This window comes from Pseudovibrio sp. Ad26 (genome assembly GCF_001623285.1).
GTDB lineage: Bacteria > Pseudomonadota > Alphaproteobacteria > Rhizobiales > Stappiaceae > Pseudovibrio > Pseudovibrio ascidiaceicola.
Map to the genome: position 1 here is coordinate 398,425 of NZ_LMCE01000049.1, position 21,334 is coordinate 419,758.

Annotated in this window: 22 protein-coding genes; 12 read left to right on the forward strand and 10 right to left on the reverse strand. The window is 51.9% G+C overall.

The window, feature by feature from the left end:
- Window positions 1–19: 19 nt before the first annotated feature.
- The 5 genes from PsAD26_RS10840 to PsAD26_RS10860 form a co-directional block, all read right to left on the reverse strand.
- Window positions 20–454, reverse strand: coding sequence for a thioesterase family protein (locus PsAD26_RS10840; RefSeq protein WP_063306863.1), 435 nt, complete (start codon window positions 452–454; stop codon window positions 20–22).
- Complete coding sequence (locus PsAD26_RS10845) at window positions 435–1,085, reverse strand: hypothetical protein (RefSeq protein WP_063310390.1); 651 nt, start codon at window positions 1,083–1,085, stop codon at window positions 435–437. Before PsAD26_RS10845 ends, PsAD26_RS10840 begins: the two co-directional genes overlap by 20 nt.
- A 415-nt stretch (window positions 1,086–1,500) precedes the next feature.
- The gene (locus tag PsAD26_RS10850; RefSeq protein WP_063310391.1) at window positions 1,501–2,199 is read right to left on the reverse strand and encodes a glutathione S-transferase family protein; all 699 of its coding nucleotides are present in this window, start codon (window positions 2,197–2,199) and stop codon (window positions 1,501–1,503) included.
- A gap of 184 nt (window positions 2,200–2,383) precedes the next feature.
- Window positions 2,384–3,316, reverse strand: coding sequence for a LysR family transcriptional regulator (locus PsAD26_RS10855; RefSeq protein WP_063310392.1), 933 nt, complete (start codon window positions 3,314–3,316; stop codon window positions 2,384–2,386).
- Window positions 3,317–3,958: 642 nt separating this feature from the next.
- Window positions 3,959–4,894, reverse strand: a complete 936-nt coding sequence (locus PsAD26_RS10860) for a LysR substrate-binding domain-containing protein (protein WP_063310393.1) — start codon at window positions 4,892–4,894, stop codon at window positions 3,959–3,961.
- Between the two features lie 125 nt (window positions 4,895–5,019).
- On the opposite strand from PsAD26_RS10860, the gene PsAD26_RS10865 reads away from it, so the two are divergent.
- From PsAD26_RS10865 to PsAD26_RS10890, 6 genes are all read left to right on the forward strand, one after another.
- Window positions 5,020–5,856 carry a transporter substrate-binding domain-containing protein gene (locus tag PsAD26_RS10865; protein WP_063310394.1) on the forward strand — a complete coding sequence of 279 codons (837 nt, stop codon included), beginning with the start codon at window positions 5,020–5,022 and terminating at the stop codon, window positions 5,854–5,856.
- Between the two features lie 4 nt (window positions 5,857–5,860).
- On the forward strand, window positions 5,861–6,835 hold the full coding sequence (locus PsAD26_RS10870) for an amino acid ABC transporter permease (protein ID WP_063292855.1): 975 nt from the start codon (window positions 5,861–5,863) through the stop codon (window positions 6,833–6,835).
- A gap of 67 nt (window positions 6,836–6,902) precedes the next feature.
- Window positions 6,903–7,709 (forward strand): gamma-glutamyl-gamma-aminobutyrate hydrolase family protein, encoded by an 807-nt coding sequence (locus tag PsAD26_RS10875; RefSeq protein WP_063301984.1) that lies wholly within the window; start codon window positions 6,903–6,905, stop codon window positions 7,707–7,709.
- 120 nt (window positions 7,710–7,829) lie between these two features.
- Window positions 7,830–8,387: a hypothetical protein gene (locus PsAD26_RS10880; RefSeq protein ID WP_063310395.1), complete on the forward strand. Its 558-nt coding sequence runs from the start codon at window positions 7,830–7,832 to the stop codon at window positions 8,385–8,387.
- 143 nt (window positions 8,388–8,530) lie between these two features.
- Window positions 8,531–9,202 carry an HAD family hydrolase gene (locus tag PsAD26_RS10885; RefSeq protein ID WP_063310396.1) on the forward strand — a complete coding sequence of 224 codons (672 nt, stop codon included), beginning with the start codon at window positions 8,531–8,533 and terminating at the stop codon, window positions 9,200–9,202.
- 143 nt (window positions 9,203–9,345) lie between these two features.
- On the forward strand, window positions 9,346–10,239 hold the full coding sequence (locus PsAD26_RS10890; protein WP_063310397.1) for an alpha/beta hydrolase: 894 nt from the start codon (window positions 9,346–9,348) through the stop codon (window positions 10,237–10,239).
- Between the two features lie 55 nt (window positions 10,240–10,294).
- On the opposite strand, the gene pobA is transcribed toward PsAD26_RS10890, so the two are convergent.
- The 5 genes from pobA to pcaQ all read right to left on the reverse strand — a co-directional run bounded on the left by pobA (window position 10,295) and on the right by pcaQ (window position 15,839).
- Window positions 10,295–11,512 carry a 4-hydroxybenzoate 3-monooxygenase gene (gene pobA, locus PsAD26_RS10895; protein ID WP_063310398.1) on the reverse strand — a complete coding sequence of 406 codons (1,218 nt, stop codon included), beginning with the start codon at window positions 11,510–11,512 and terminating at the stop codon, window positions 10,295–10,297.
- A 235-nt stretch (window positions 11,513–11,747) separates the two neighbouring features.
- Entirely contained in the window at window positions 11,748–13,103 is a 1,356-nt protein-coding gene (locus PsAD26_RS10900; protein ID WP_063310399.1) for a TRAP transporter large permease, read from the reverse strand.
- Window positions 13,103–13,615, reverse strand: a complete 513-nt coding sequence (locus tag PsAD26_RS10905; protein WP_063310400.1) for a TRAP transporter small permease — start codon at window positions 13,613–13,615, stop codon at window positions 13,103–13,105. The genes PsAD26_RS10900 and PsAD26_RS10905 overlap by 1 nt, the downstream gene beginning before the upstream one ends.
- Window positions 13,616–13,617: 2 nt before the next feature.
- Window positions 13,618–14,652, reverse strand: a complete 1,035-nt coding sequence (locus PsAD26_RS10910) for a TRAP transporter substrate-binding protein (protein ID WP_063292848.1) — start codon at window positions 14,650–14,652, stop codon at window positions 13,618–13,620.
- 248 nt (window positions 14,653–14,900) lie between these two features.
- Window positions 14,901–15,839, reverse strand: a complete 939-nt coding sequence (gene pcaQ / locus PsAD26_RS10915) for a pca operon transcription factor PcaQ (RefSeq protein ID WP_208981791.1) — start codon at window positions 15,837–15,839, stop codon at window positions 14,901–14,903.
- Between the two features lie 83 nt (window positions 15,840–15,922).
- Between pcaQ and pcaD the strand changes: the two genes are divergently transcribed.
- The 6 genes from pcaD to pcaF are packed head-to-tail and all read left to right on the forward strand — an operon-like array spanning window position 15,923 to window position 21,334.
- On the forward strand, window positions 15,923–17,122 hold the full coding sequence (gene pcaD / locus PsAD26_RS30395; RefSeq protein WP_063301990.1) for a 3-oxoadipate enol-lactonase: 1,200 nt from the start codon (window positions 15,923–15,925) through the stop codon (window positions 17,120–17,122).
- Entirely contained in the window at window positions 17,106–17,864 is a 759-nt protein-coding gene (gene pcaH, locus PsAD26_RS10925; protein ID WP_063310460.1) for a protocatechuate 3,4-dioxygenase subunit beta, read from the forward strand. The genes pcaD and pcaH overlap by 17 nt, the downstream gene beginning before the upstream one ends.
- 1 nt (window position 17,865) lies before the next feature.
- Window positions 17,866–18,477 (forward strand): protocatechuate 3,4-dioxygenase subunit alpha, encoded by a 612-nt coding sequence (gene pcaG / locus PsAD26_RS10930; protein WP_063310401.1) that lies wholly within the window; start codon window positions 17,866–17,868, stop codon window positions 18,475–18,477.
- Window positions 18,478–18,486: 9 nt separating this feature from the next.
- The gene (locus PsAD26_RS10935; RefSeq protein ID WP_063310402.1) at window positions 18,487–19,341 is read left to right on the forward strand and encodes a CoA transferase subunit A; all 855 of its coding nucleotides are present in this window, start codon (window positions 18,487–18,489) and stop codon (window positions 19,339–19,341) included.
- The gene (locus tag PsAD26_RS10940) at window positions 19,338–20,129 is read left to right on the forward strand and encodes a CoA-transferase subunit beta (protein ID WP_063310403.1); all 792 of its coding nucleotides are present in this window, start codon (window positions 19,338–19,340) and stop codon (window positions 20,127–20,129) included. Before PsAD26_RS10935 ends, PsAD26_RS10940 begins: the two co-directional genes overlap by 4 nt.
- Window positions 20,129–21,334 (forward strand): 3-oxoadipyl-CoA thiolase, encoded by a 1,206-nt coding sequence (gene pcaF / locus PsAD26_RS10945; protein WP_063310404.1) that lies wholly within the window; start codon window positions 20,129–20,131, stop codon window positions 21,332–21,334. Before PsAD26_RS10940 ends, pcaF begins: the two co-directional genes overlap by 1 nt.

Here is a 21,334-nt window from a genome sequence, read left to right on the forward strand (position 1 = left end):
ATTTCAAAAGTGACGGATCTTAAGCTGGCTCGTGCATTGCGACAGGTTCTTGCAGAGCTGCAACCGCAGTCTTGAACTCATCCGGCACCGGATAGGTCGCCTGCTTTTCGTAATCAAACATCACGTGAGTGGAAGCTGCATTGGCAACCACACGGCCATCTGCATCGCCAAGACGCATTTCATGCTGCATCTCAAAGCTCTTGCCGCCAAACTTTGTCACCCGGCTCAGCACAACCAGATGGTCGCCGTAAAGAGCCTGAGAAACGTAGTCACAAGAGGTCTTCACCATGATGTGCGGCAGCTTTTCAGATTTAGGCAGCTTGAGCAGGTCATGCATGTATTCCAGGTAAGCGGACTGCATGTAATCGTAGTAGATCGGGCTGCTCACATGGCCCATTGAATCTGTATCGCGGTAGCGGATATCGATTGGTGTTTCATAAGCTTTCTGTGTCATGAAATTCCCTCCTGTTGGGGTTTTGAAAATCATTGGTGAATGAAGGCTGGGTATGGGTTGCGGCCTGCAATGGGCCGTGAATGGTGAAGCCCATAGGCACGGGGCCGTGCTTTGTCAGGACAGTCAGTGAAAACTCGTTGGCGGAGCACAGCGTGGTGATGCAGCCATCAGCCTCGCCTTTGGCGCACACAGCTGCGGCTTGCGCATTGCTGGTTACGTATTTGCGCTCAATAGATGCCGGGATCAGTTTTTCCGGTGCCGGATGTGTTGCGCAAAGGGCAGGTGTTTTGCCGGTAGAAGAGGCCAGAACCATGTTGTCGGTGTTCATGATGAACACGTCCATCAGTTTCAGTTGGCCGATGTGCTCGTAAATAATCGAATGAAGATGCGGGTAGGCGACGACACTCAGTAAAACGGACTTGCGGCATTGAGCAACGGCTTCCGCTGCGATTTCCATGGTCGGGTGAAGAAAGACTTCAGCGTTTTTGCAGTGACGTTGTACCCATGTCAGAGCTGCTCTCTCGCAGTTCGTGCCAGTCGGCCCCAGAGTGTGAACTTGTCGGACCCAGTCAAAGGACAGTGGGGCTGTTCCTTTGGCCAAATAGTCCGAAGCTTCAATATGTGCATCCATAAATTCTCTGATCCTTCACTTGGGAAGAAAGACTGAAAAATGCCGATGCAGGATTTGCGCGAGGCGCACCCCCTGACAAACTGCGTGGCTTGTCGTTGTTCTTATGCATGGCAGAGCGGTAGCACGCGCAGACTCGAATGAATCTCCGTTTGCCCTGCCGGGTTTGAGGTGAATTTTAGTTCCTCGCGTCCAGTAATATTTTTTCGTGTGACCCTATGGAGCCGGAAAGGTTTGCTTTGAACAAGCTGAAAAAACTGATGGCTTCCCTCAGGATAGATGAGGAATGCCTCAGCGGAAGTTATTGCTTGTAAATTATTGATAATACAGGGGCTTGCATAAAAAGAAGGCACCGCAAAAATTTGCGATGCCTTCTGAAGGGGTTAGTTATTTGGAGTTGCGTGAAATATCTGTGGCGCTAGGCAGCGACAGCTTCGCTCAGCGCTTTGCGACCCATGTAATCATGAAGATCCAACATGCGTTCAAACCACAAATTGACGGGGTCACTCGGTGCAAGAATTGGATCTGGGCAGCACACTTTGCACCACTGCAATGTCCCGAACAGAACATAATCTGCATGCATCGCTTTCTCACCACCAAACCAATCCTGGTTGGTGAGCAGGTCGCGCACGGGGTTCAACTTCTCTGGCAATGTGCTCAGTTCGGCGTCTCGCCCTGCGTAGACATCTTCGAGCGATTTTCCGAACCGTTTTTCGCGGGCAGGCCGGAAGTAGGCGCGGTCGGCATCGCTCATGATGTTGTACATATCCATCACGGCAATCACCGCCAATGTCGGGTGGAGGACGGTTTTGCAGTAGCTTTCCACAAAGTGAGAAAGCTGGAGACCGCCAGGGCCATCAAACAGGCTAGGCGCGTCCTGATAGGTCTCTTCCAAATATTCGGCGATCTCAAAACTGTCGCCTAAAAGAGTGCCTTGATCGTTGAGAACCGGAACGCTGGTGAAGGATCCATCTTCAATTTTAGAAATGTCGCCAAAGGAAACGGGCTTCAGGTCAAAATCGAGCCCTTTGTGCTTCAGGGACATCATAATTTTCCAGACATGCGGGGAGTAGTGCTGCCCTGAGGCTCCGCTGAGGCTGTAAAGAAGTCTTTGCATATGGCTTCTCCCGATGAGAATAAAACAATGGGTTTGTGCTAAAAAATTCCTCAGTATTCCGGATTGTTTTTGTCTTTAACGCCAACTGGACAGAGCAGCCATCCGCCCAACTGGAAAGCAGGATGCAGCGGACTCCAGCTCATGGCTGAGCTGGAGTCTTGCAAATCTGATTCTTTTGAAAGTGTCAGGAGGCGATGAGCGCCGCCTCTAGTGTTCGGTCGTCTTGAAACGAAAGGCTCGTGCAATTGTCTGTCGCCAGAATGGAGCGAACCGCCGCAATTACTGGGTCTTCTTTCCGGCAGGAAAGGTGCGCAAACAACACGCGGGCTGATTTTTGCACCTGAGAGAGCAAGACGATATCACCCTGGTTCTCTTGAGGGTTGGTTGAGTTGGCATGAACGAGCCCAATACCAACACCGCTGGCAATTAAGGCCCGTGTAACCCCCTCGTCATCCACATTGATCACCCGTTTGGGTCTGATGCCGTGCGTGTCCAGAAGGTCCCTTGCAACACGCCCGCAACAAGAGTCGCCACTTGGGTAGATCCACGGCACGCTTTCAAGTGCCTTCCAGTTCACCTCAGCCGCAACGGGCACAAGATCCGCAGGGGCTGCGAGGTAAACGCAGAAATTGGAGATCTCCAAGGTAGACAGTCCGGCGTCATCCTCACCCGTTTCCGTGTAAAATCCGGCGTCCAGGCTGCCATTGCGAATGCCTTCCAGCACCCTCACAGAGGGGCGATGCTGCAACTCAACTTCAACCTCAGGGAACTCCTGAGACATAGCTGCAAGCAGATTGCTTACAACGCCTGTGCTTGAGTTGCGACCAGCGCCGAGGGTCAGGCTACCAGCAAGACTGCCGCGCAGGCGGGATGCTTCCTCCAGAAATTTCTGGTGCCGATCCAGCAATTGGTGTGCTTCCGTCAGGAGGCGTTGCCCGTCGGGTGTAACAGCCATTCCACGCGGTGTGCGTTGGAAGAGCGTTAATCCCAATGTCTCTTCCATATTTTTGATATGCGCACTGACAGCAGGCTGGCTGCGAAAGAGCAATTCTGAAGCTTTGGTTATGCTGCCTTCGCGCGCGACCGTCACGAAGGTTTTGAGTTGATGAATGTCCATCCTTTTCCTTCCAATAAGAAAAGAGTTTCTTGAACGTATTCGGCTCTGAAAAGGACAATAACTATGCTCAGCCGTTGGCTTTGGGCTAGTGTGCTGGCACCCGCTTAACGGGTATGCCCCGCTATCACCCTACGATAACTCTGCAGTCAGACCAAGCCTACTTTTGAATGCCTGTTCTTCTGCGAAATGCGTTTCCGGCCTTATTGCCGGGCCGGATGCTGAGTTCCTGAATTCCTTGTGATAGCGATGTTTGATTCCGCCGCGATAAGTAAATTATTTTGAGGTTTCGATGAATAATTTGATTGCTCGTCATCATATAAGTAGTTTGTTTCCGTAGTTTGGTTTAGTGATTTTAATTTTGTTGTATTTATTGCTGTAAGAATTTGTATTTATGAATATAGGAATTATATTTATTTAATATGACAATACATAACCAATGAATATTGTATAGTGCTAAAGTGAATTATTGATAATCACTTAGAGATGGAATTTTGTTTGCTTGGCGATGTTTTAGGCAGATGGGGCAAACGGTGATTACTTCCTCGGCACATTGACGGGAACTGCGAGGGCGAGCTGACAATGTGTCGGGAGCATGCGGGTTTGTCTGAGGAGCTTATCCAGATAGTTTTTGACGCAAGAGGCTTAGCGAATTTGCATCTGGGTCATCTCGTTGCTCAGCCAGTTGATGAAGTCCCACACAGGGGCTGAGGGGATAGATGTTTCTGGCAAGACAAACTGGAAGGCGCGCTGGCATGGGAGGGTCTCAGCAAACGGCTCCACAAGCGTGCCTGCATTCAATGCATCAATGACATAGAGATCTCTGAGAATGGCAAAGCCACGGCCTGCAATAGCGCTTTGCAGGATAAGGTCCGTGTTGTTGAACGTCAGTTGCTGCACCATCTGGCCGGAAAAGTCTGGCCAACTGGCTTCCAGGTACTTCTGCCAGTGGAAGGCTTCGTCTTCATGGATGAAGTCAGCCTTGGCGAAGAGCTCAACCGGAGCTGAATGTGGCGCCAGACGCTCTCCCGCGATGGCCTCCAGATAGCTTGGCGAGCACACCACGCGCATACGTTCCTGCGGCAGGGGAATAAGCGGAGATGCGCCGAGGTCACCCTCAGGCTTGGGCAGTAGACGCAGTGCCACATCGAGCTTTTCTTCTGCAAAATCAACGAAGCGATTGGCTGCACTGATCCGGATCGCCACATGCGGGTGCAAAGCGGAGAACTGGGCCAGACGCGGGACCAGCATAATGGAGGCAAGAGACGGCGCAATGCCGATTGTAAGCTGTTTTCGTGCGGTCTGACTGGCGAGTAGGTATGAGAGGTTCTCTATACCATTGTTGATTGCAGAGACCTCCGAAAGAATATCCTGCACCAGCTCCGTCTGCTCCAGATTTCGTCCGTTCATGCGGAACAGCTTGACGTCCCAACGCTCTTCTAACTGCTTGATATGATAAGATACTGTTGGTTGTGAGACGTTCAGTTCCCGCGCGGCGGCGGAGATGGATTTGTGCCGTGCGACTGCTGCAAGTGCGCGTAATTCCTGAAGGGTGGGGACGAAACGTCGAGAGATAGCCATGAATGAGATATAGAGTTTTTCTATACATAGATCAATCAGACTGATTTGCCTTGCTCTGACCCGCACTTATAAACTGCCCAAAATTTTGAGAAATATCCGTCATAATGACGAATTTGGGGGTTGGGATGTTTAAAAATACCGGAAAAGCCATCTTAGGGGCTGCATTGTTTGTCTCTGCAAGCGTTGTTGGCATGAGCGCACAAGCTGGAGGGGCTCTGGATGCGATCATGAAGAGCAAGACGTTGCTCGTGGGCTCTAACTCAGATTATCGCCCGAATGCCTTTATGGGAGACGACAACCAGCTGCAGGGCTTTGATATTGACGTTTCCAAAGAGATCGCGAAGCGTCTCGGCGTTGACGTGCAGTTTGTCACTCCGGGCTGGGAAATCATGACTGCAGGGCGCTGGTCTGGCAGATGGCATATGGTTGTAGGTTCTATGACCCCAACCAAAGCCCGGGCGCAGGTGCTGGATTTCCCTGCTGTGTACTACTACACCCCGGCAGCCTTTGCGGTTCATAAAAACTCCAAGGCAACATCGCTTAAGGATCTGGACGGCAAGGTGATTGGCGTTGTGGGTTCGTCCACCTACCACAAGTATCTGGAGCACAAGCTTGAGATTGATGCGGTTGGCGCACCAGCTTTCGAATATGCCGTAACGCCGGGCGAGATCAAACTTTATAGCGATATCAATGAGTTTGACGAGCTGTCTCTTGGCGATGGTGTACGCCTTGACGCATTGGCGCAGTCCGTTCCTGTCATTCAGCAGGCGATGAAGAAAGGCCTGCCGATCAAGCAGTTGGGCGATCCGATCTTCTATGAGCCGCTGGCGATTGCAATCGACAAGGGCGACAAGGAACTGAGCGATAAGCTGGCTTCCATTGTTGAAGACATGAAGAGTGACGGCACTTTGACCAAGCTCTCCGTGAAATGGCACGGCGCGGATCTCGTGAGCGTTAAGTAAGATCATGGTTACACTCACCAATGGTGCTTTCAGGCAGGGTCCAGCCCGCCTGAAAGCTGCAGCAACGCTTGGTTCACTTGCCTTCGTGCTCGCGTTCTTTCTCGCGTTCAATCAAGGCCTGATCGGGTCATTCCTTCGCCCTGCGATGAGTGAGGAAACACTTGCCGGCTGGTGGGGGCGTTTTTCTGTATCCATGGTGATTTTCCTGCTGGTGTCAGGACTGGGGTTTCTCGTCCTCAGCCTGTCCCGGCGGGCTCAGCTGATAACCGTGTGGCTTTTGCTTGCTGCCGGAGCTCTCGGGTTCTTTCTAAGCTTTGAGCTGAGTTTTGAGTTTATCGGTCGCAAACTGCCCTTCCTGATAACGACAGGCGCGTTCACCACGCTCTATGTCTCTGCCATTGCGATCACACTGGCCTTCATATTTGCTTTGCTGGGGGCGACGGCCAAGCTCTCGGGCATTGGTGTTGTTGAAGGTGTTGGAGCCTTTTACACTTCGTACTTTCGCGGTGTGCCACTGCTGGTGCAGCTCTTTTTGATCTACCTCGGCCTACCGCAAATTGGCTATGTCATCTCGCCCGTTCCTGCAGCAATCATCGCCCTGTCGCTGGTGTACGGGGCGTATATGACCGAGATTTTCCGCTCTGGCATTCAGTCGATCTCACTTGGGCAATGGGAAGCTGCGGATGCGTTGGGCTTGCCGCGTTTATTGACGTTTCGAAAAGTCATTCTGCCCCAAGCCATGCGGGTTATTGTGCCGCCAACGGGCAACCAGTTCATCGCGATGCTCAAGGATTCCTCGCTGGTTTCGGTCGTCGGCGTCTGGGACATAATGTTTATTGCACGAACGCAGGGACGATCTGACTTCAAGATTCTGGAGATGCTGATCACCGCTTCCATCATCTACTGGGTCATGTCGGTCATGCTGGAATTTGTGCAACAGCGAATTGAGACGCATTACGCAAAATCGCTGAAGCGATAATTATTCTTCCATTGATTTTGAGCGCATAGGTGCGCCACGAGTTTTCGTGCCCTGAAGGGATACGCTTATGACAAGCAATACTGGCAAAACCACGCCGCAGAGCGTGGCTGCTGATAAAAGAACCATTGTCGGAATTTTGGCGAATTCCTCGCAAGAAGCTGGTCTTGGAACGCAAACCATTGATGATAAGTACCTGACAGCTGCATTGCAGGCTGTTGGAGCAATCCCTCTCATCATCCCGACACTTCTGAAGGAAGCTGAACTGGCTCATGTGCTGTCTTTGGTTGACGGGCTTATTCTGACAGGCGATGCCTCCAACATTCAGCCAGCCTATTACAACAATGACGGCACCTCTGAGAGCCATGGCCCTTTTGATGATAAACGCGACACTGCCGCGTTTGCGTTGATCCGTGCCGCTTTTGAAAAAGACCTGCCGCTGCTGGGAATCTGCCGCGGCATGCAGGAAATGAACGTGGCTTTTGGCGGCACAATCCGAAACGACTTATATGCGAACCATGAGTTTTCGCTGCACCACCCCATCGACTACAAGCTGCCACCAATACAAAGATACGGGGCAGCCCATCAACTTATCCTTGAAGAGACTGGCCTATTGACCACTATCCTTGGCGAAGGCGTCCATCAGGTAAATTCTCTGCACGAACAAGCGGTTGAGAGGCTTGGTGAAGGGCTTGTGCTTGACGCCCTTTCTGAGGATGGCGTGATTGAAGCCTTTCACCACCCAGACAAAGCGTTCTTCCTTGGCGTTCAGTGGCATGCGGAGTTTGAAGCGGTGAGCAACCCTGTCTCCACTCGCATTTTTGCAGCCTTCTGTGCGGCAATGCAAAGCTATGAGAATGTGAAGGTGCCTCTTTAATTCCTCACAATTCAAAGAGCATTGCAGCTATTTACCTAGGAAAATTCGAACCAATCTCAACTAAGTGTCCTCTGATTATTCAATGGTTCCGCTGAGTGGTTGAGACAGGGTTGTATCATTGTGAAAAGGTTCATTGATGAATGGAAAGGCTATTTTGGAGACCTCCCTCCCTATAGCCATTACCTCCGTGATGTACTGCCCGAAAGGTGGGTCAGATTCCATGCACTGCCGGATACAAGACGATACGCAGAAACGCCGGAAGAAGCCGCAATTGTCTTTAACAGAGGCAGAGTATTGGCCAATCGGATTTTAAAGGAGGGGCAGAATTGCCTCTTCATCTCGTATTTCCCGAATTTCGATAAGTATCCTCTCCCTTACAGTCACAAGCTTCTTGATCAGTTTCGTCTGAAATACTGGTTCAAATGGAAGTATGAGGATGACCCATGGGGCGAAGAGGAAACCATAGGCTTTTACGGCAACGAGGTGCGCTGGTTTCCTGAGGTCTATCGCGAAGCCCTAAAAGATGCAGCACAGGATGAAGAGCGTTTTCTACTCATGAACCGGGAAACATCGCGCATATTTGCGCCCTATGACGGCGGCTTCGATTGCTTCATGCAAAATGCAGAGGAAGTTGCCCACCTTAAGTGTGAGTTTGAAGAATGGCTTCCTCCTTGCTGATGTTGCGAAGCCAAAAAATCTCACACTGAGTAATAAAGCGTCATCCTGAATTGACCATCTCCAACAACTGGTATGCTTGGGCAGGCGGAGTGTGGCCAAAGCGGAACTTGACGAACTGCCGTTAAGGTGTTCACAGTCCAGCTATGATTTCTGCAGTAATATTTGATCTTGATGAAACGCTTTTTGCTCGCACGTCTTCATTGAAGGCGTTCGCAGAAGACCAGTTAAACAACCAGTACCCGAACGTGTTCCCGACTCCTTCTCATGTCGTGGCTCGTTTGTTGGAGCTCGACAATCGCGGGAAGTCGTCAAAATATAAAGTGTACCAAACGCTATTCAAAGAATTTGGAATAGACGACCAAAATCTCGCAGCTGAGTTATACGATCACTACATGCGAAACGCATGGCGATTTGCGATGCCGTTTGAGGGGCTTAACGAGGCGTTTAGTGAAATCAGGGCCTTGGGTGCAAAAATCGGAATTGTCACTAACGGAAGGACCGACATACAGTTGAGGTCTCTTCTGGCCCTAAATTTGGACAGACTCGCCGACGATTACATTATCTCCGAGGCGGTTGGCTTGCGAAAACCAGATGCGAAGATTTTTCAACTTGCAGCTGGAAATCTATCAGTGCGGACTGAAGATTGCGTCTTTGTTGGCGACTCTCCAACGGCAGATGTTTCCGGGGCCCAAAAAGTTGGAATGAAATCCGTTTGGTTTCCAAATGGCGCTATCTGGCCCACAGATCTTCCCACACGAGCTGATGCAGAAATTCAGTCTTTGTCAGAGTTAATTGGAGTATTGAAGGCTTTTTGAATATCGGCTTGGGCCTTTCGGCATACCGAATAGGCGATTTTGGCTGTTCGGAGGCTTTTGAGTATGAAAGTTTATTACTTTCTCATAGCAGGCCTGATCTATAGTGTTGCGCAAGGGACCGCGCGATATAGGGGACTGGACATATGAAGTTTATTGAAGCCGGGGTGCTGAACATCGCCTATATGGATGTTGGGCCGAAATCAGGTGTTCCAGCTGTTCTGCTTCATGGCTTTCCGTATGATGTGCGCAGCTATGACGAAGTCTCCGTCATTCTTGCCAATCGCGGTTTTCGATGCATCATCCCTTACTTGCGTGGCTACGGGCCAACCCAATATCTGTCTCCGCAAACGCCGCGCTCCGGTCAGCAAGGCGCATTGGCCTTTGATCTGCGGTCACTGATGGTGGCTTTGGAGCTGCCGCAGGCGATTGTTGCGGGCTATGACTGGGGTGGCCGTGCGGCTTGTATCGCCGCAGCACTCTGGCCGGAAAAGGTGAGGGGGCTTGTGAGTGGCGGGGTAGCCTACAACATCCAGAACATTCCTGCAGCCTATCGACCTGCCTCGCCTGAGGAGGAACAGCTCTGGTGGTATCAGTACTATTTCCAGAGTGAACGTGGCCGCAATGGCCTGACTGAGAACCGCGAAGATCTGACAAAAATGCTCTGGCAGCAATGGTCACCCACCTGGGAGTTTTCTCGCCGAACCTTCCGCGAAACCGCCGAGAGCTTTGACAATCCTGATTTTGTTGAGACTGTCATCCACTCCTACAGGCACCGTTTTGGGCTGGTTGAGGGAGACCCTGCTTTTGAGAAGATCGAGGTTCTGCTCACCGCGCAACCGAAGATCAATGTGCCAGCCATTGCATTGCTTGGTGCCAATGATGGCGTAAGCCCACGGCGGCACAGCAAAGGGCACGAGACAAACTTCAACGGATATTTTGAGGCGCGTCTCGTCGAGGGTACAGGACATAATCTGCCGCAAGAAAACCCCGAGGCCTTTGCCGCAGCAATTGTTGAAATTGCTGACAAAACAGAATAGTAAGCCGCGTTCTCGTGGTGGGGAGAGAGGGATGGACCTCTCTCCAATCGCTGGATTAAGCGGCTGATAAAGTCAGCGCGTCCAGCTCTTCAAACGGCAAGCCAACATATTCTTCTGCCAAGGCCCGCTGTTGGGTCTCATTTTGCAGCAACAGCTCGTAGCTGTTTTGCTGGATTTTCGCATCAAACCCATTCATCTCCGGGAAAACATGCAACAGCTGCGTCATCCGCCAGGAGAAGTTCTCAGAGCTCCACACTCGGCGCAAAGCCAGCTCGGAGTAACGCTCCAGGTGAGCGGAGTGATTGCTCTTGATCTGCTCAATTAACCCGCGTGAAAGATAGAACACATCGGAGGCAGCCAGGTTGAGCCCCTTCGCTCCTGTGGGTGGCACAATGTGAGCTGCATCGCCCGCAAGGAACATTCGCCCGTACTGCATCGGTTCAGCCACAAAGCTGCGGAGCGGGGCGATGGATTTTTCAATAGATGGTCCGGTGACGATATCTGACGCCACATCCGCAGGAAAACGGCTAATCAACTCTTCCCAGAACCGCTCATCGGACCAATCCATAACACTGTCTGTCAACGGGCACTGAATGTAATAGCGGCTCAGCAGGCGGTTTCGCTGTGAGGCAAGTGCAAACCCACGCTCATGATAGGCATAGACCAAATCCGGCAGGGGTGGGACTTCTGCCATGATGCCAAGCCATCCAAACGGATAGGCACGCTCGTAGGTGCGCAGAATGTTGTCAGGAATGGTCTTGCGGCTGACACCATGGAAGCCATCGCAGCCAGCAATGTAGTCACAGTCCAGGTGATACGTCTGCCCGTCCTTCACGTAGGTCACAGAAGGTTTGTCAGAGGTCACATCATGCAGGGTTACATCAGTGGCTTCGTTGATGATGTTGCCGCCAGCGCGTTCGCGGGCGTCATACAGGTCTTCGGTGATGTCGGTCTGGCCGTAGACCATCATCTCCTTGCCAATCCATTTGTGCGTATCAATGAAATGACTTTCAAAGCCCTGCCGCGTAATCCATGAGCCTTTTTTGCTCTTACCATTCTTATCCATACGCTCTGCAAGGCCATAATCGCGCAGCAGTTGCACAGTTCCGGTCTCTAAAAGACCAGCACGGATGCGAGAGAGAACATAGGCCTTGGTGCGCTGTTCCAGCACAACACTGTCCACGCCGCTTTCGCTCAGGATGTGAGAGAGTAATAAACCAGCAGGACCGCCGCCGATAATCGCAACCTGAGTACGATCTCTATGGTGGGTCATGAAAAATTCCTTAGGTTCAAAACATCTGGCAGATCGCGGCAATTGGGGTATGCGCTAAGTCAGAAGTAAAATGGATTGCGAATACACGTTTGAATGATGTTCAGTGTTGCTGTTTATGATTGATATGTAAAATTGAATTATAAGCAGAAATTATAGCAAAATTGCTATTAGAACGCTTTTATCCATTCGGTTGTCTCAGCAATCAGTCCTGCCAAGACAACCTGTTGTTTTGCGTTTAGGAAAGCACTCTGGGCAACCAAAGGGTTAGCGCTGGGAAGCTCACCAAAATGGCGACACGCACCAGCTCGGCGCCAAAGAATGGCGCAACACCCTTGAAGGTCTGGATCATTGGCGTGTCTTTTGCCAAAGCTGAAATCACGAAGACATTCATGCCCACTGGCGGTGTAATCAGCCCAAGCTCGACGACAATCAGCGCCAGAATACCGAACCAGATCTTCAGGTCTTCGGTGCTCATGCCATACCCGGCACCATCTGCTCCCTGATACATGCCGCCGTTCAGTTCCATAAGTACAGGCCAGAAGAACGGGATGACCAGCAACATCATGGACATACTGTCCATCAGACAGCCAAGCGCAATGAGTGCTAGCAGGATCAGCAGCATCACGGTCATTGGTTCCAGACCTGAGCCTGCAATCCAAGCCGCCGTCTCCTGAGGAAGACCAATGCGTGACATGAAGATCTTGAGCAGTTCTGCACCAAGCAGGATCAGATAGATCATGCCAGAGGTTGCAGCCGTCTCCTTCAATGCTTCGATCATATCCCCCAAACCAAGATTGCGCTGGAGGAGCCCGAATAGCATCACAAGAAACACACCCACCGCAGCAGCAGGTGTCGGATTGTAAAAGCCGAAATAGATGCCGCCGATGACAAGCCCGAAAACAGTCAGCACCGGCAGCACGCCGAGGGACGCTGCGAGGAACTCTTCTCGGGTTCCAGCACCACCTGCAGGGCCAGATGAGGGACTGACGAAAACATACAGCGCGATGACTGCGAGAAACAAAAGAACGGCCAAAATACCCGGAATAAACGCAGCAACGAACATAGTAACGATGTTTGCTTCCACGATCACGGCATAGATGATCAAAACGACGCTTGGCGGGATGAGAATGCCCAGAACTCCGCCAGCCGCGAGCGTTCCTGTCGCCAAAGCACCTGAATAATTGTAATGCTTCAGCTCCGGAAGGGCGACTTTACCCATGGTTGAGGCGGTCGCAAGCGACGAGCCACAAACCGCGCCAAACCCGGCACAGGAGGCAATCGCGGCCATCGCTGTGCCGCCCTTCATCCAACCAAGCCATGCATTCGCTGCTCTGAAGAGAGATTGGCTCAAACCGGTTTTTGAGGCGAGCGCACCCATCAGAATAAACAGCGGAATGACGGAGAGGTCGTAAATGGCGAACTGGCCATACGCCAATGTTTTCAACTGACTAAGCAGTAACATCGGACCGTTGATGAGCGCAATCCCAACGCCGCCAACAAGGATCATCGCATAAGCAATTGGGATACGGATAACAATGAGAAACACCAGAATGGCGAGGGCTCCAAAGCCCATGAAAAGACTTGCCGCCATCAGGTTCTCCGAGCCAGATCTCTGGTGTTTTCACTCAGCGTAATAACCGCGCCAATACTCAGGAGCAAAAGCGAAATCAAAACAGGTACATACGCATACCAAACAGGGATCTGCAAAATTGCGGTGGTGTAATCGTATTCTTTCTGATCAGACATACCATGGTACATGCGCCACAACAGCAGCAAGCCAAACCCAAACGCGATCACAGATGCGATCAGAGCCAGAAATGCTTTCAAACGAGGGCCAGCCTTACTGGTGAAGATATCCGCTGTGACATTGGCATCAGTGATCTGGCAGAAGGGCAGGAAGGAAAAGACTGCGATAGCAACGCCGATCTCAGTGAGCTCGAAATCTCCGGGAAAGGGAGCTGCCCATATGTTGCCAAGGGTGGAGTAGATGTTTATCGCGACCACCGCCAGCAGAACCACTCCGCCGGTAAGTGCCCATGCTACAATAAGTTTTTCGAATGCACCGGCAATGCCGGCGCGTCCGAGTTTTTGAAAGGCGCCCATAGCTACTCGCTGTGCTTGGAAATCAATGCCTGTGCTTTTGCAACAATCGCGTTGCCATCAATGCCTTTTTTGGCGACTTCTGAGGTCCATTTATCAACGACCGGAGCCAGAGCTTCTCTAAAGACCGCTGTTTCTTCTTCAGAAAGAGTGATGTGTTTGTTGCCTGACTTTACAGCGAGGCCGATGCCAAAGTCATCTGTCGCACGCCAAACTTCACCAACCTTTGCCCACCACTCAGGACCAGATGCATCACGGAAAGCCTTCTGAATGTCTTCAGGCAACCCTTCCCAGCGCTCTTTGTTCATGGAAACCTGGAAGACAGAAGTACCAAAGCGCGCTTTGCCAGCACCTTCGATCTGATACTCGGTCTGTTCCTGAATTTTCAGCGGTGGAATGATTTCCCAAGGAATAAACGCCGCATCAATCACGCCTTTTTGCAAAGCTGTCGGCAGCTCAGGAACCGGCATAGCTGCAGGAGAGGCGCCAAGCGCTTCAATCACCCATGCACCGGTGCGCGATGGCGTACGAATGCGCATACCTGCCATATCAGCCGGACTGCGGACTTCCTTGTCGCGCGTATGAAGGCCTGCACCGGCATGCACGTGCAGGAACATGACTTCCAAGCCCTTGTATTCAACTTCAAGATCGCTCTTGAACATGTCGTAAAGGGCAAGGTTTGCCGCGCGTGGATCATCCAGGAACACGAACGGAAGTTCCATCACTTCAGTGCGTGGAAACAGGCCCGGTGTGTAACCGTTCAGGGTCCAGACAAGATCAACAACGCCGTCACGAACCTGGTTGACCAGCTCTGGTGGACGACCGCCAAGCGACATGGACGGGTAAATCTCGATTTTGACCTGGCCGCCGGAATTTTCTTCAACGGCCTTTGCCCATGGTTCCAGCATCTTGGTCTGCGCTGGCGCTTTGGGGCTTAGAAAGTGGTGGAGCTTAAATGTGTATTCTGCTGCACCTGCCATGGAAACACTGGCAAGCAAAAGTGCTGTAGAAGCGCAGAAGCCTTTGAAATTACCAAACATAAGTATGTGACCCTCCTGAAGAATGGTCGAAACCAGACAAGCCTTCCTGATCCTGCTACTTGGGGCAGTCTCATCTCCCTAAGGCCGTCAAATTCTTAATCACGATCCGGATGATCCGCCAAGGGAATTCTTAGGAATCACCACTGTGAAATCGGAGAATTACATATACTTTTCAAAATGAATAATGAAAAATACCGTGCTTCTCATGCCGTATTGGGTATCAATATGCACCCTGAATTTGCTCTGACTTAGTGAGCTGGAGCGCGAACTTCCTCCTGCTCGCTCAACCCCATAAGGATCTCGGCAAAGCATTGGGCCGCCGTATCCAGCGTTTCGCCAGCGCGCATGTTGAGGCCGACAGAGCCGACCGTCGCACGGGTATCAATCGGCAACTCCACGAACTGGCCGCTTTCAATCTCACGCGCAATCACACCGCGCGAAATGATCCAGATCGCGTTGTATTCCTGTGTGAAGGCTCTGCCGAATGAGTCCGAGACGGTTTCGATTGCCTGCTCTGGTTCAGGAATGCCGTGTTCAATGAAAAGCCGATCGACGAACGGGCGAATAATTGAGGCTGCAGAAGGGATTAGCACCGGATAAGCATCCAGCTCATTCACGCTGATCTGCGGTTTTCCTGCGAGGGGATGGTTCTTGTCGACGGCAAAAACGACACGCTCGCGATAATGCGGTTCGAACACCAATCCCTGCATGTTCTCTGGTGCTGGCAGGCGGCCCATAACAAGATCCAGCTCACCATTTCTCAGTTGATCCAGCAGGACGTGGTTTTCTCCGGTTACGATGTGAAGACGGTTTCGCAACCCTGTATCAAGGAAAGCCTTAACGGCCTGCGGAATGAGCGATGCAGCCACTGTTGGCAGAGCGCCAATGCGGACCATCGGGCCGTCGCTATAGTTGAGCTGAGATAATGCATTGATGCCGTTACGGGCAGCGGCAAGACTGGTGCCTGCATGACGCAGAAATACCTCACCGTAATGGGTGATGCGGATTCCGCGCCCATCTTTTTCAATCAGAGGCTGCCCGCATATTTCTTCCAGTTCGCGAATAGTACGGGTGACGGCTGGCTGGGTGAGATGAAGCACCTCCGCAGCGCGGCTCACGCTGTTTTGGCGAGACACTTCCACAAATGCTTCTAAATGCCTGAGCTTTAATCTGCGTAAGTTATTCATAACAATCTCAATATGATTAGTCTGGATAATATCATTATTCATTTTGAAACAGACATGCAATTGATCCGTTTAGGGGGATGCGCATGCACTTCATAGAATTAAACTCTACAACGCTTCACTTCAGTAAGACCAATTCAGAGTCAGCAGCACCAGCGCTTGTTCTGATTAATTCATTGGGAACGGACTTTCGCATTTGGGATGAATTTCTGGTTCATCTCGGGCATCAAGGCGAAGTTCTGACCTATGATAAACGTGGGCATGGTCTTTCTAGTGTTGGCGATGAGCGGTATTCGATTGACTTGCATATGCGTGACCTTGCTGCGCTCATGGACAGCCAGTCCATCAAGAATGCAGTGATTTGCGGTGTATCTGTAGGGGGCATGATCGCAATGGCACTGCAGGCTGCCCGGCCTGATCTGGTGAGCGGGCTGATCCTGTGTGACACCGCACCGCGCATCGGTGACGCACAGACGTGGCAAGAGCGTATCAACGCAATTGAGGCCAACGGGATGGAGGGGATCGCTGATACAGTGATGTCTCGTTGGTTCTCATCGGGCTTTCAGGCAAAATGGCCAGAAGCAGTTGCAGGATATCGGAATCTTTTGTGCCGAACACCTTTGGACGGATACATCGGCACATGTGCAGCCATTCGGGACGCTGACCTGACCTGTCAGGCCGCGCAAATTGACGTACCTGTTCTCTGCGTTGCTGGTGAGGACGACCAGTCTACACCGCCAGAACTGGTCGAGGAGATGGCATGCCTCATTCCGAACGCCAAATATGAGCGTGTGGGAAACTGCGGACATCTGCCAAGTCTGGAACAACCTGAGTATCTGGCGCATCTTGTTCGGCAGGCGATTTCTCGTTGGCCAAACAGGGTTGACCAGCGTGAACTGCGGCAAAGCGAAATTTACAAACAAGGCATGCAGACACGACGTAGGGTGTTGGGAGACACTCACGTGAACGCTGCTGAAGTTCAAAAGAGCAGTTTTGATGCACCTTTTCAGGAGCTTATCACTGAAGCGGCTTGGGGGCATGTGTGGTCGCGGCACAACTGGACATTGCGAGAACGGTCCATTGTAACTATTGCGCTTCTCGCAGCGTTAGGGCACCTAGATGAGGTGGCCATGCATGTGCGGGCCGCAAGAAACACCGGGGCAACACGGGAAGATATAAGCGAAGCTCTGCTGCACACCGCAATTTATGCCGGTGTGCCAGCCGCAAACAGCGCCATCAAAGTCGTCAAAAATGTTTTCGCGCAGCTTGATGCGTCAGGGGAGTGAGATGAGCAAGCCAACGACCAATGCTGGTCCGTTCTTTCCACGAGACCGGAACTGGCATCCACCGGCATTGTCGCCTAACTACAAAACGAGCGTGTTGCGGTCTCCGCAAAAGGCGCTTCTGTCTCTCGGAAATACAATCAGCGAAACCACCGGACCAGTCTTCGACCACAACATGCTGGGTGAGCTGGATCACGATTTGGTGCAGAATTATGCCAAACCGGGTGAAAGTGCGCAGGGAGAGCGCATCATCGTCCATGGCCACGTTCTGGATGAAGAAGCCAGACCAGTTCCGAATGCGCTGGTAGAAGTTTGGCAGGCCAACGCTGGTGGCCGCTACCGCCATAAAAAAGATGGCTACCTTGCGCCGCTTGACCCGAATTTCGGCGGATGTGGTCGCGTCATCACGGATGAGAATGGATACTATGCTTTTCGTACCGTTCGCCCCGGCCCGTATCCGTGGCCAAACGGGGTGAATGACTGGCGCCCGTCCCACATCCATTTTTCGCTTTTTGGTTCCGGTTTCGCGCAGCGCCTGATCACGCAGATGTATTTTGAGGGCGATCCTCATATTCCGCTGTGTCCGATTGTGAGGACGATCAATGATCCTGCGGCGATTGAGATGCTGGTAGCCAAGCTGGACATGAACCATTGTGTACCAATGGACGCCCGTGCTTACCGCTTTGATATCGTTCTGCGTGGCCGTCGTTCGACCATGTTTGAGAACCGTATGGAGGGCAATTGATATGACTAAGCTGGAGTATCTGAAAGAAAGCCCAAGCCAGACGGCTGGTCCGTACGTTCATATCGGCTGCACCCCGAATTTCATCGGGAACACAGGGATCTTCAAAGAAGACCTTGGCGCGCGCATGGTGAACGAGCAAACCAAAGGCCCGCGCATTACCATTAAAGGTCGAGTGTTTGACGGAACCGGAACGCCTTTGAAAGATGCCATGCTCGAAATCTGGCAGGCAGACAGTGAAGGTCTGTTCAACAGCCCGTCAGAAACGCGTGGTAAAGCTGATCCCCACTTTACTGGATGGGGGCGCCAGCCGGTCAATCTGGAAAGTGGTGAGTTTTGCTTTGAGACTGTGAAGCCGGGGCCTGTTCCGTTTCCTGATGGCAGGACACAGGCACCACATATTAACTTCTGGATCGTTGCGCGCGGAATAAACATTGGCCTCAATACACGCATGTACTTCCCGGAAGAGGAAGAAGCCAACGCAGTTGATCCGGTGTTGGGCCGTATTGAACATCGCGTGCGCGTATCAACGCTGATCGCGAAGCAATCCGGCGACACCTACACCTTTGACATTTACATTCAGGGTGAAAACGAAACCGTCTTCTTTGATATCTGATTGATAAATATGGCTGAATTTCTGTCTTTAAAAGATGCGGTCACGAAATACCTCAAAAGCGGCGACACTGCCGCTTTTGAAGGTTTTACGCATCTCATTCCCCACGCCGCTGCCCACGAAGTTATTCGGCAGGGCATTGATGAACTCACTGTCATTCGCATGACGCCTGATCTTATTTATGATCAGCTCATCGGCATGGGGCTGGTCAGGAAATTGATCTTCTCCTACGCGGGCAATCCGGGTGTTGGGTTGTTGCGACGCGTTCGTGATTCAATCGAAAACGGCTGGCCGCGACCCATTGAGATTGAAGAGCATTCCCATGCCGCTCTTGCCAATGCATATGAAGCTGGGGCTGCTGGCCTGCCATGCGCCGTGTTTCGTGGTTATATGGGTACAGAACTTCAGCGCGTAAATCCGAATATCAAAAAAATAAATTGCCCTTTCACGGGTGAGGAATTGGCTGCTGTTCCCTCCATTCGTCCTGATGTTGCTTTCATCCATGCTCTTAAAGCTGACCGCAAAGGCAACGTGTTGATTGAAGGAATTGTGGGTGTCCAGAAGGAAGCCGTGCTGGCTGCTACGCACTCCATTGTGACGGTTGAGGAAGTGGTTGATGAGCTGGATACGCATATGAACGCGTGCATCCTGCCACACTGGACCGTCTCCGCTATTTGCGAAGTGCGCGGCGGGGCACATCCGTCTTATGCGCAAGGGTATTACGGCAGAGACAACAAGACGTATATCGACTGGGATCCGATCGCAGCAGATCGTGAGGCGTTTCAGGCATGGATGGAAGAACACGTGCTGAAACAGGGACCAGAGGTGTTTGCTGACCGCATCAAAGGGTTGGAGGTAACATCATGACAACACAAGATTTTACCCCGGATGAGATGATGGCCATTGCGGCATCCCGTGCTTTGAGCAACACGGATGTCTGCTTCGTGGGCATCGGTCCGCCATCAGCTGCCTGCAACATAGCACGATTGACCCACGCGCCTGATATTACGCTGATTTATGAGAGTGGAACGATTGGCACTGCGCCGGACGTTCTGCCGCTTTCCATTGGTGATGGCGAACTCTGTGATACAGCGCTCACGACAGTCTCAGTAACCGAGATGTTCCGCTATTGGCTACAAGGCGGCAAGATCACTGTTGGTTTTCTGGGGGCAGCGCAGATTGATCGTTTCGCCAACATCAACACCACTGTTGTGGGAGATTACGACAATCCAACGGTAAGATTGCCGGGTGGTGGTGGAGCGCCTGAGATCTCTTCGTCCTCTCAGGAAATTTACATCACTATGAAGCAAAGCAAGCGTGGTTTTGTAGAGAAACTGGACTTTTTTACCTCCTTTGGACACGGAGAAGGAGGGGACCATCGCACTCGCATGGGCATCACCACAAAAGGCCCAACCCTGCTGATTACGGACCTTGCTATCTGGAAACCTGATCCTGTTACCAAAGAGATGACAGTGGTCTCGCTTCATCCGGGTACGACCAAAGAACGGGTGCAACAAACCGTGTCTTGGGCTGTACGTTTCAGTGATGATTTGCAGGAGACCCCTGCGCCGACTGAGGAGGAACTGTCTGTTCTGCGCGCATTAAAAGCGCGAACAGCGGCGGCGCATGCGGGTAACAGAGTGGAGACGGCCTGATGTCTGAGGCATATATTTGCGATTATATTAGAACACCGATTGGTCGTTATGGGGGCGCGCTGTCTTCTGTTCGGGCGGACGATCTTGGCGCATTGCCAATTAAAGCGTTGATGGAGCGGAACCCTTCAGTTGATTGGGAAGCCGTTGATGAAGTGTATTACGGCTGTGCCAATCAGGCTGGTGAAGACAACCGCAACGTGGCTCGCATGGTCGCGCTGCTGGCAGGTTTGCCTGAGGCTGTGCCAGGGACAACGCTGAACCGTTTGTGCGGTTCTGGTATGGATGCTGTCATTGCGGCGTCTCGTGCCATCAAGACAGGTGAATGCGACCTTGTGATTGCTGGCGGCGTGGAATCCATGTCCCGTGCACCCTTCGTGATGCCAAAGGCGACCTCACCGTTTTCTCGTGCCAACGAAGTGTTTGACACCACCATCGGTTGGCGCTTTGTGAACCCTAAGATGAAGAAGCAGTTCGGCATCGACAGTATGCCTGAGACTGGCGAAAACGTTGCTGAAGATTTTGGCGTTTCTCGCGCAGATCAGGATGCTTTTGCCGCGGGCTCACAGGCAAAGGCAGCTGCTGCGCAAGAAAATGGCCGCCTCGCCAAGGAGATCATTGAAGTTGTAATCCCGCAGCGCAAAGGCGACCCGATCATTGTGTCCGCTGATGAGCATCCACGAGCAGGGACAACTGCCGAGAAATTGGCAAAGCTGCCGACACCATTTCGTGAAAATGGCAGCGTGACTGCGGGCAATGCCTCAGGTGTCAACGATGGCGCTGCTGCGTTGATTGTTGCCTCTGCAGCAGCGGTCAAAAAGTATGGTCTGACCCCAATTGCACGCGTGCTTGGCGGAGCGACAGCCGGCGTTGCACCGCGCATTATGGGCATTGGCCCTGCTCCTGCAGCGCAAAAACTATGCGCGCGGTTAAATTTGCAACCTTCTGATTTTGACGTCATTGAGCTCAATGAAGCCTTTGCAAGTCAGGGGATTGCAGTTCTGCGCGAACTGGGGTTGGATGCAGGTGCAGCTCATATCAACCCGAATGGCGGGGCGATTGCATTGGGCCACCCACTGGGCATGTCCGGCGCACGCATCACCGGAACCGCCGCGTTGGAACTGAGCCTGCAAGGCAAAAAACGCGCACTGGCCACTATGTGTATTGGAGTTGGTCAGGGCATCGCGATCGCGCTGGAAAGGGACTAA

Excerpts from the sequence above, each read along its gene's own strand:
- pcaQ (WP_208981791.1), bottom strand. The coding sequence starts at position 15,839 with ATGAATAACTTACGCAGATTAAAGCTCAGGCATTTAGAAGCATTTGTG.
- PsAD26_RS10865 (WP_063310394.1), top strand. The coding sequence starts at position 5,020 with ATGTTTAAAAATACCGGAAAAGCCATCTTAGGGGCTGCATTGTTTGTC.
- pcaF (WP_063310404.1), top strand. The coding sequence starts at position 20,129 with ATGTCTGAGGCATATATTTGCGATTATATTAGAACACCGATTGGTCGT.
- PsAD26_RS10875 (WP_063301984.1), top strand. The coding sequence starts at position 6,903 with ATGACAAGCAATACTGGCAAAACCACGCCGCAGAGCGTGGCTGCTGAT.
- PsAD26_RS10940 (WP_063310403.1), top strand. The coding sequence starts at position 19,338 with ATGACAACACAAGATTTTACCCCGGATGAGATGATGGCCATTGCGGCA.
- pcaG (WP_063310401.1), top strand. The coding sequence starts at position 17,866 with ATGACTAAGCTGGAGTATCTGAAAGAAAGCCCAAGCCAGACGGCTGGT.
- PsAD26_RS10935 (WP_063310402.1), top strand. The coding sequence starts at position 18,487 with ATGGCTGAATTTCTGTCTTTAAAAGATGCGGTCACGAAATACCTCAAA.
- PsAD26_RS10870 (WP_063292855.1), top strand. The coding sequence starts at position 5,861 with ATGGTTACACTCACCAATGGTGCTTTCAGGCAGGGTCCAGCCCGCCTG.
- pcaD (WP_063301990.1), top strand. The coding sequence starts at position 15,923 with ATGCACTTCATAGAATTAAACTCTACAACGCTTCACTTCAGTAAGACC.
- PsAD26_RS10845 (WP_063310390.1), bottom strand. The coding sequence starts at position 1,085 with ATGGATGCACATATTGAAGCTTCGGACTATTTGGCCAAAGGAACAGCC.
- PsAD26_RS10850 (WP_063310391.1), bottom strand. The coding sequence starts at position 2,199 with ATGCAAAGACTTCTTTACAGCCTCAGCGGAGCCTCAGGGCAGCACTAC.
- pcaH (WP_063310460.1), top strand. The coding sequence starts at position 17,106 with ATGCGTCAGGGGAGTGAGATGAGCAAGCCAACGACCAATGCTGGTCCG.
- PsAD26_RS10900 (WP_063310399.1), bottom strand. The coding sequence starts at position 13,103 with ATGGCGGCAAGTCTTTTCATGGGCTTTGGAGCCCTCGCCATTCTGGTG.
- PsAD26_RS10840 (WP_063306863.1), bottom strand. The coding sequence starts at position 454 with ATGACACAGAAAGCTTATGAAACACCAATCGATATCCGCTACCGCGAT.
- pobA (WP_063310398.1), bottom strand. The coding sequence starts at position 11,512 with ATGACCCACCATAGAGATCGTACTCAGGTTGCGATTATCGGCGGCGGT.
- PsAD26_RS10890 (WP_063310397.1), top strand. The coding sequence starts at position 9,346 with ATGAAGTTTATTGAAGCCGGGGTGCTGAACATCGCCTATATGGATGTT.
- PsAD26_RS10910 (WP_063292848.1), bottom strand. The coding sequence starts at position 14,652 with ATGTTTGGTAATTTCAAAGGCTTCTGCGCTTCTACAGCACTTTTGCTT.
- PsAD26_RS10860 (WP_063310393.1), bottom strand. The coding sequence starts at position 4,894 with ATGGCTATCTCTCGACGTTTCGTCCCCACCCTTCAGGAATTACGCGCA.
- PsAD26_RS10855 (WP_063310392.1), bottom strand. The coding sequence starts at position 3,316 with ATGGACATTCATCAACTCAAAACCTTCGTGACGGTCGCGCGCGAAGGC.
- PsAD26_RS10905 (WP_063310400.1), bottom strand. The coding sequence starts at position 13,615 with ATGGGCGCCTTTCAAAAACTCGGACGCGCCGGCATTGCCGGTGCATTC.
- PsAD26_RS10885 (WP_063310396.1), top strand. The coding sequence starts at position 8,531 with ATGATTTCTGCAGTAATATTTGATCTTGATGAAACGCTTTTTGCTCGC.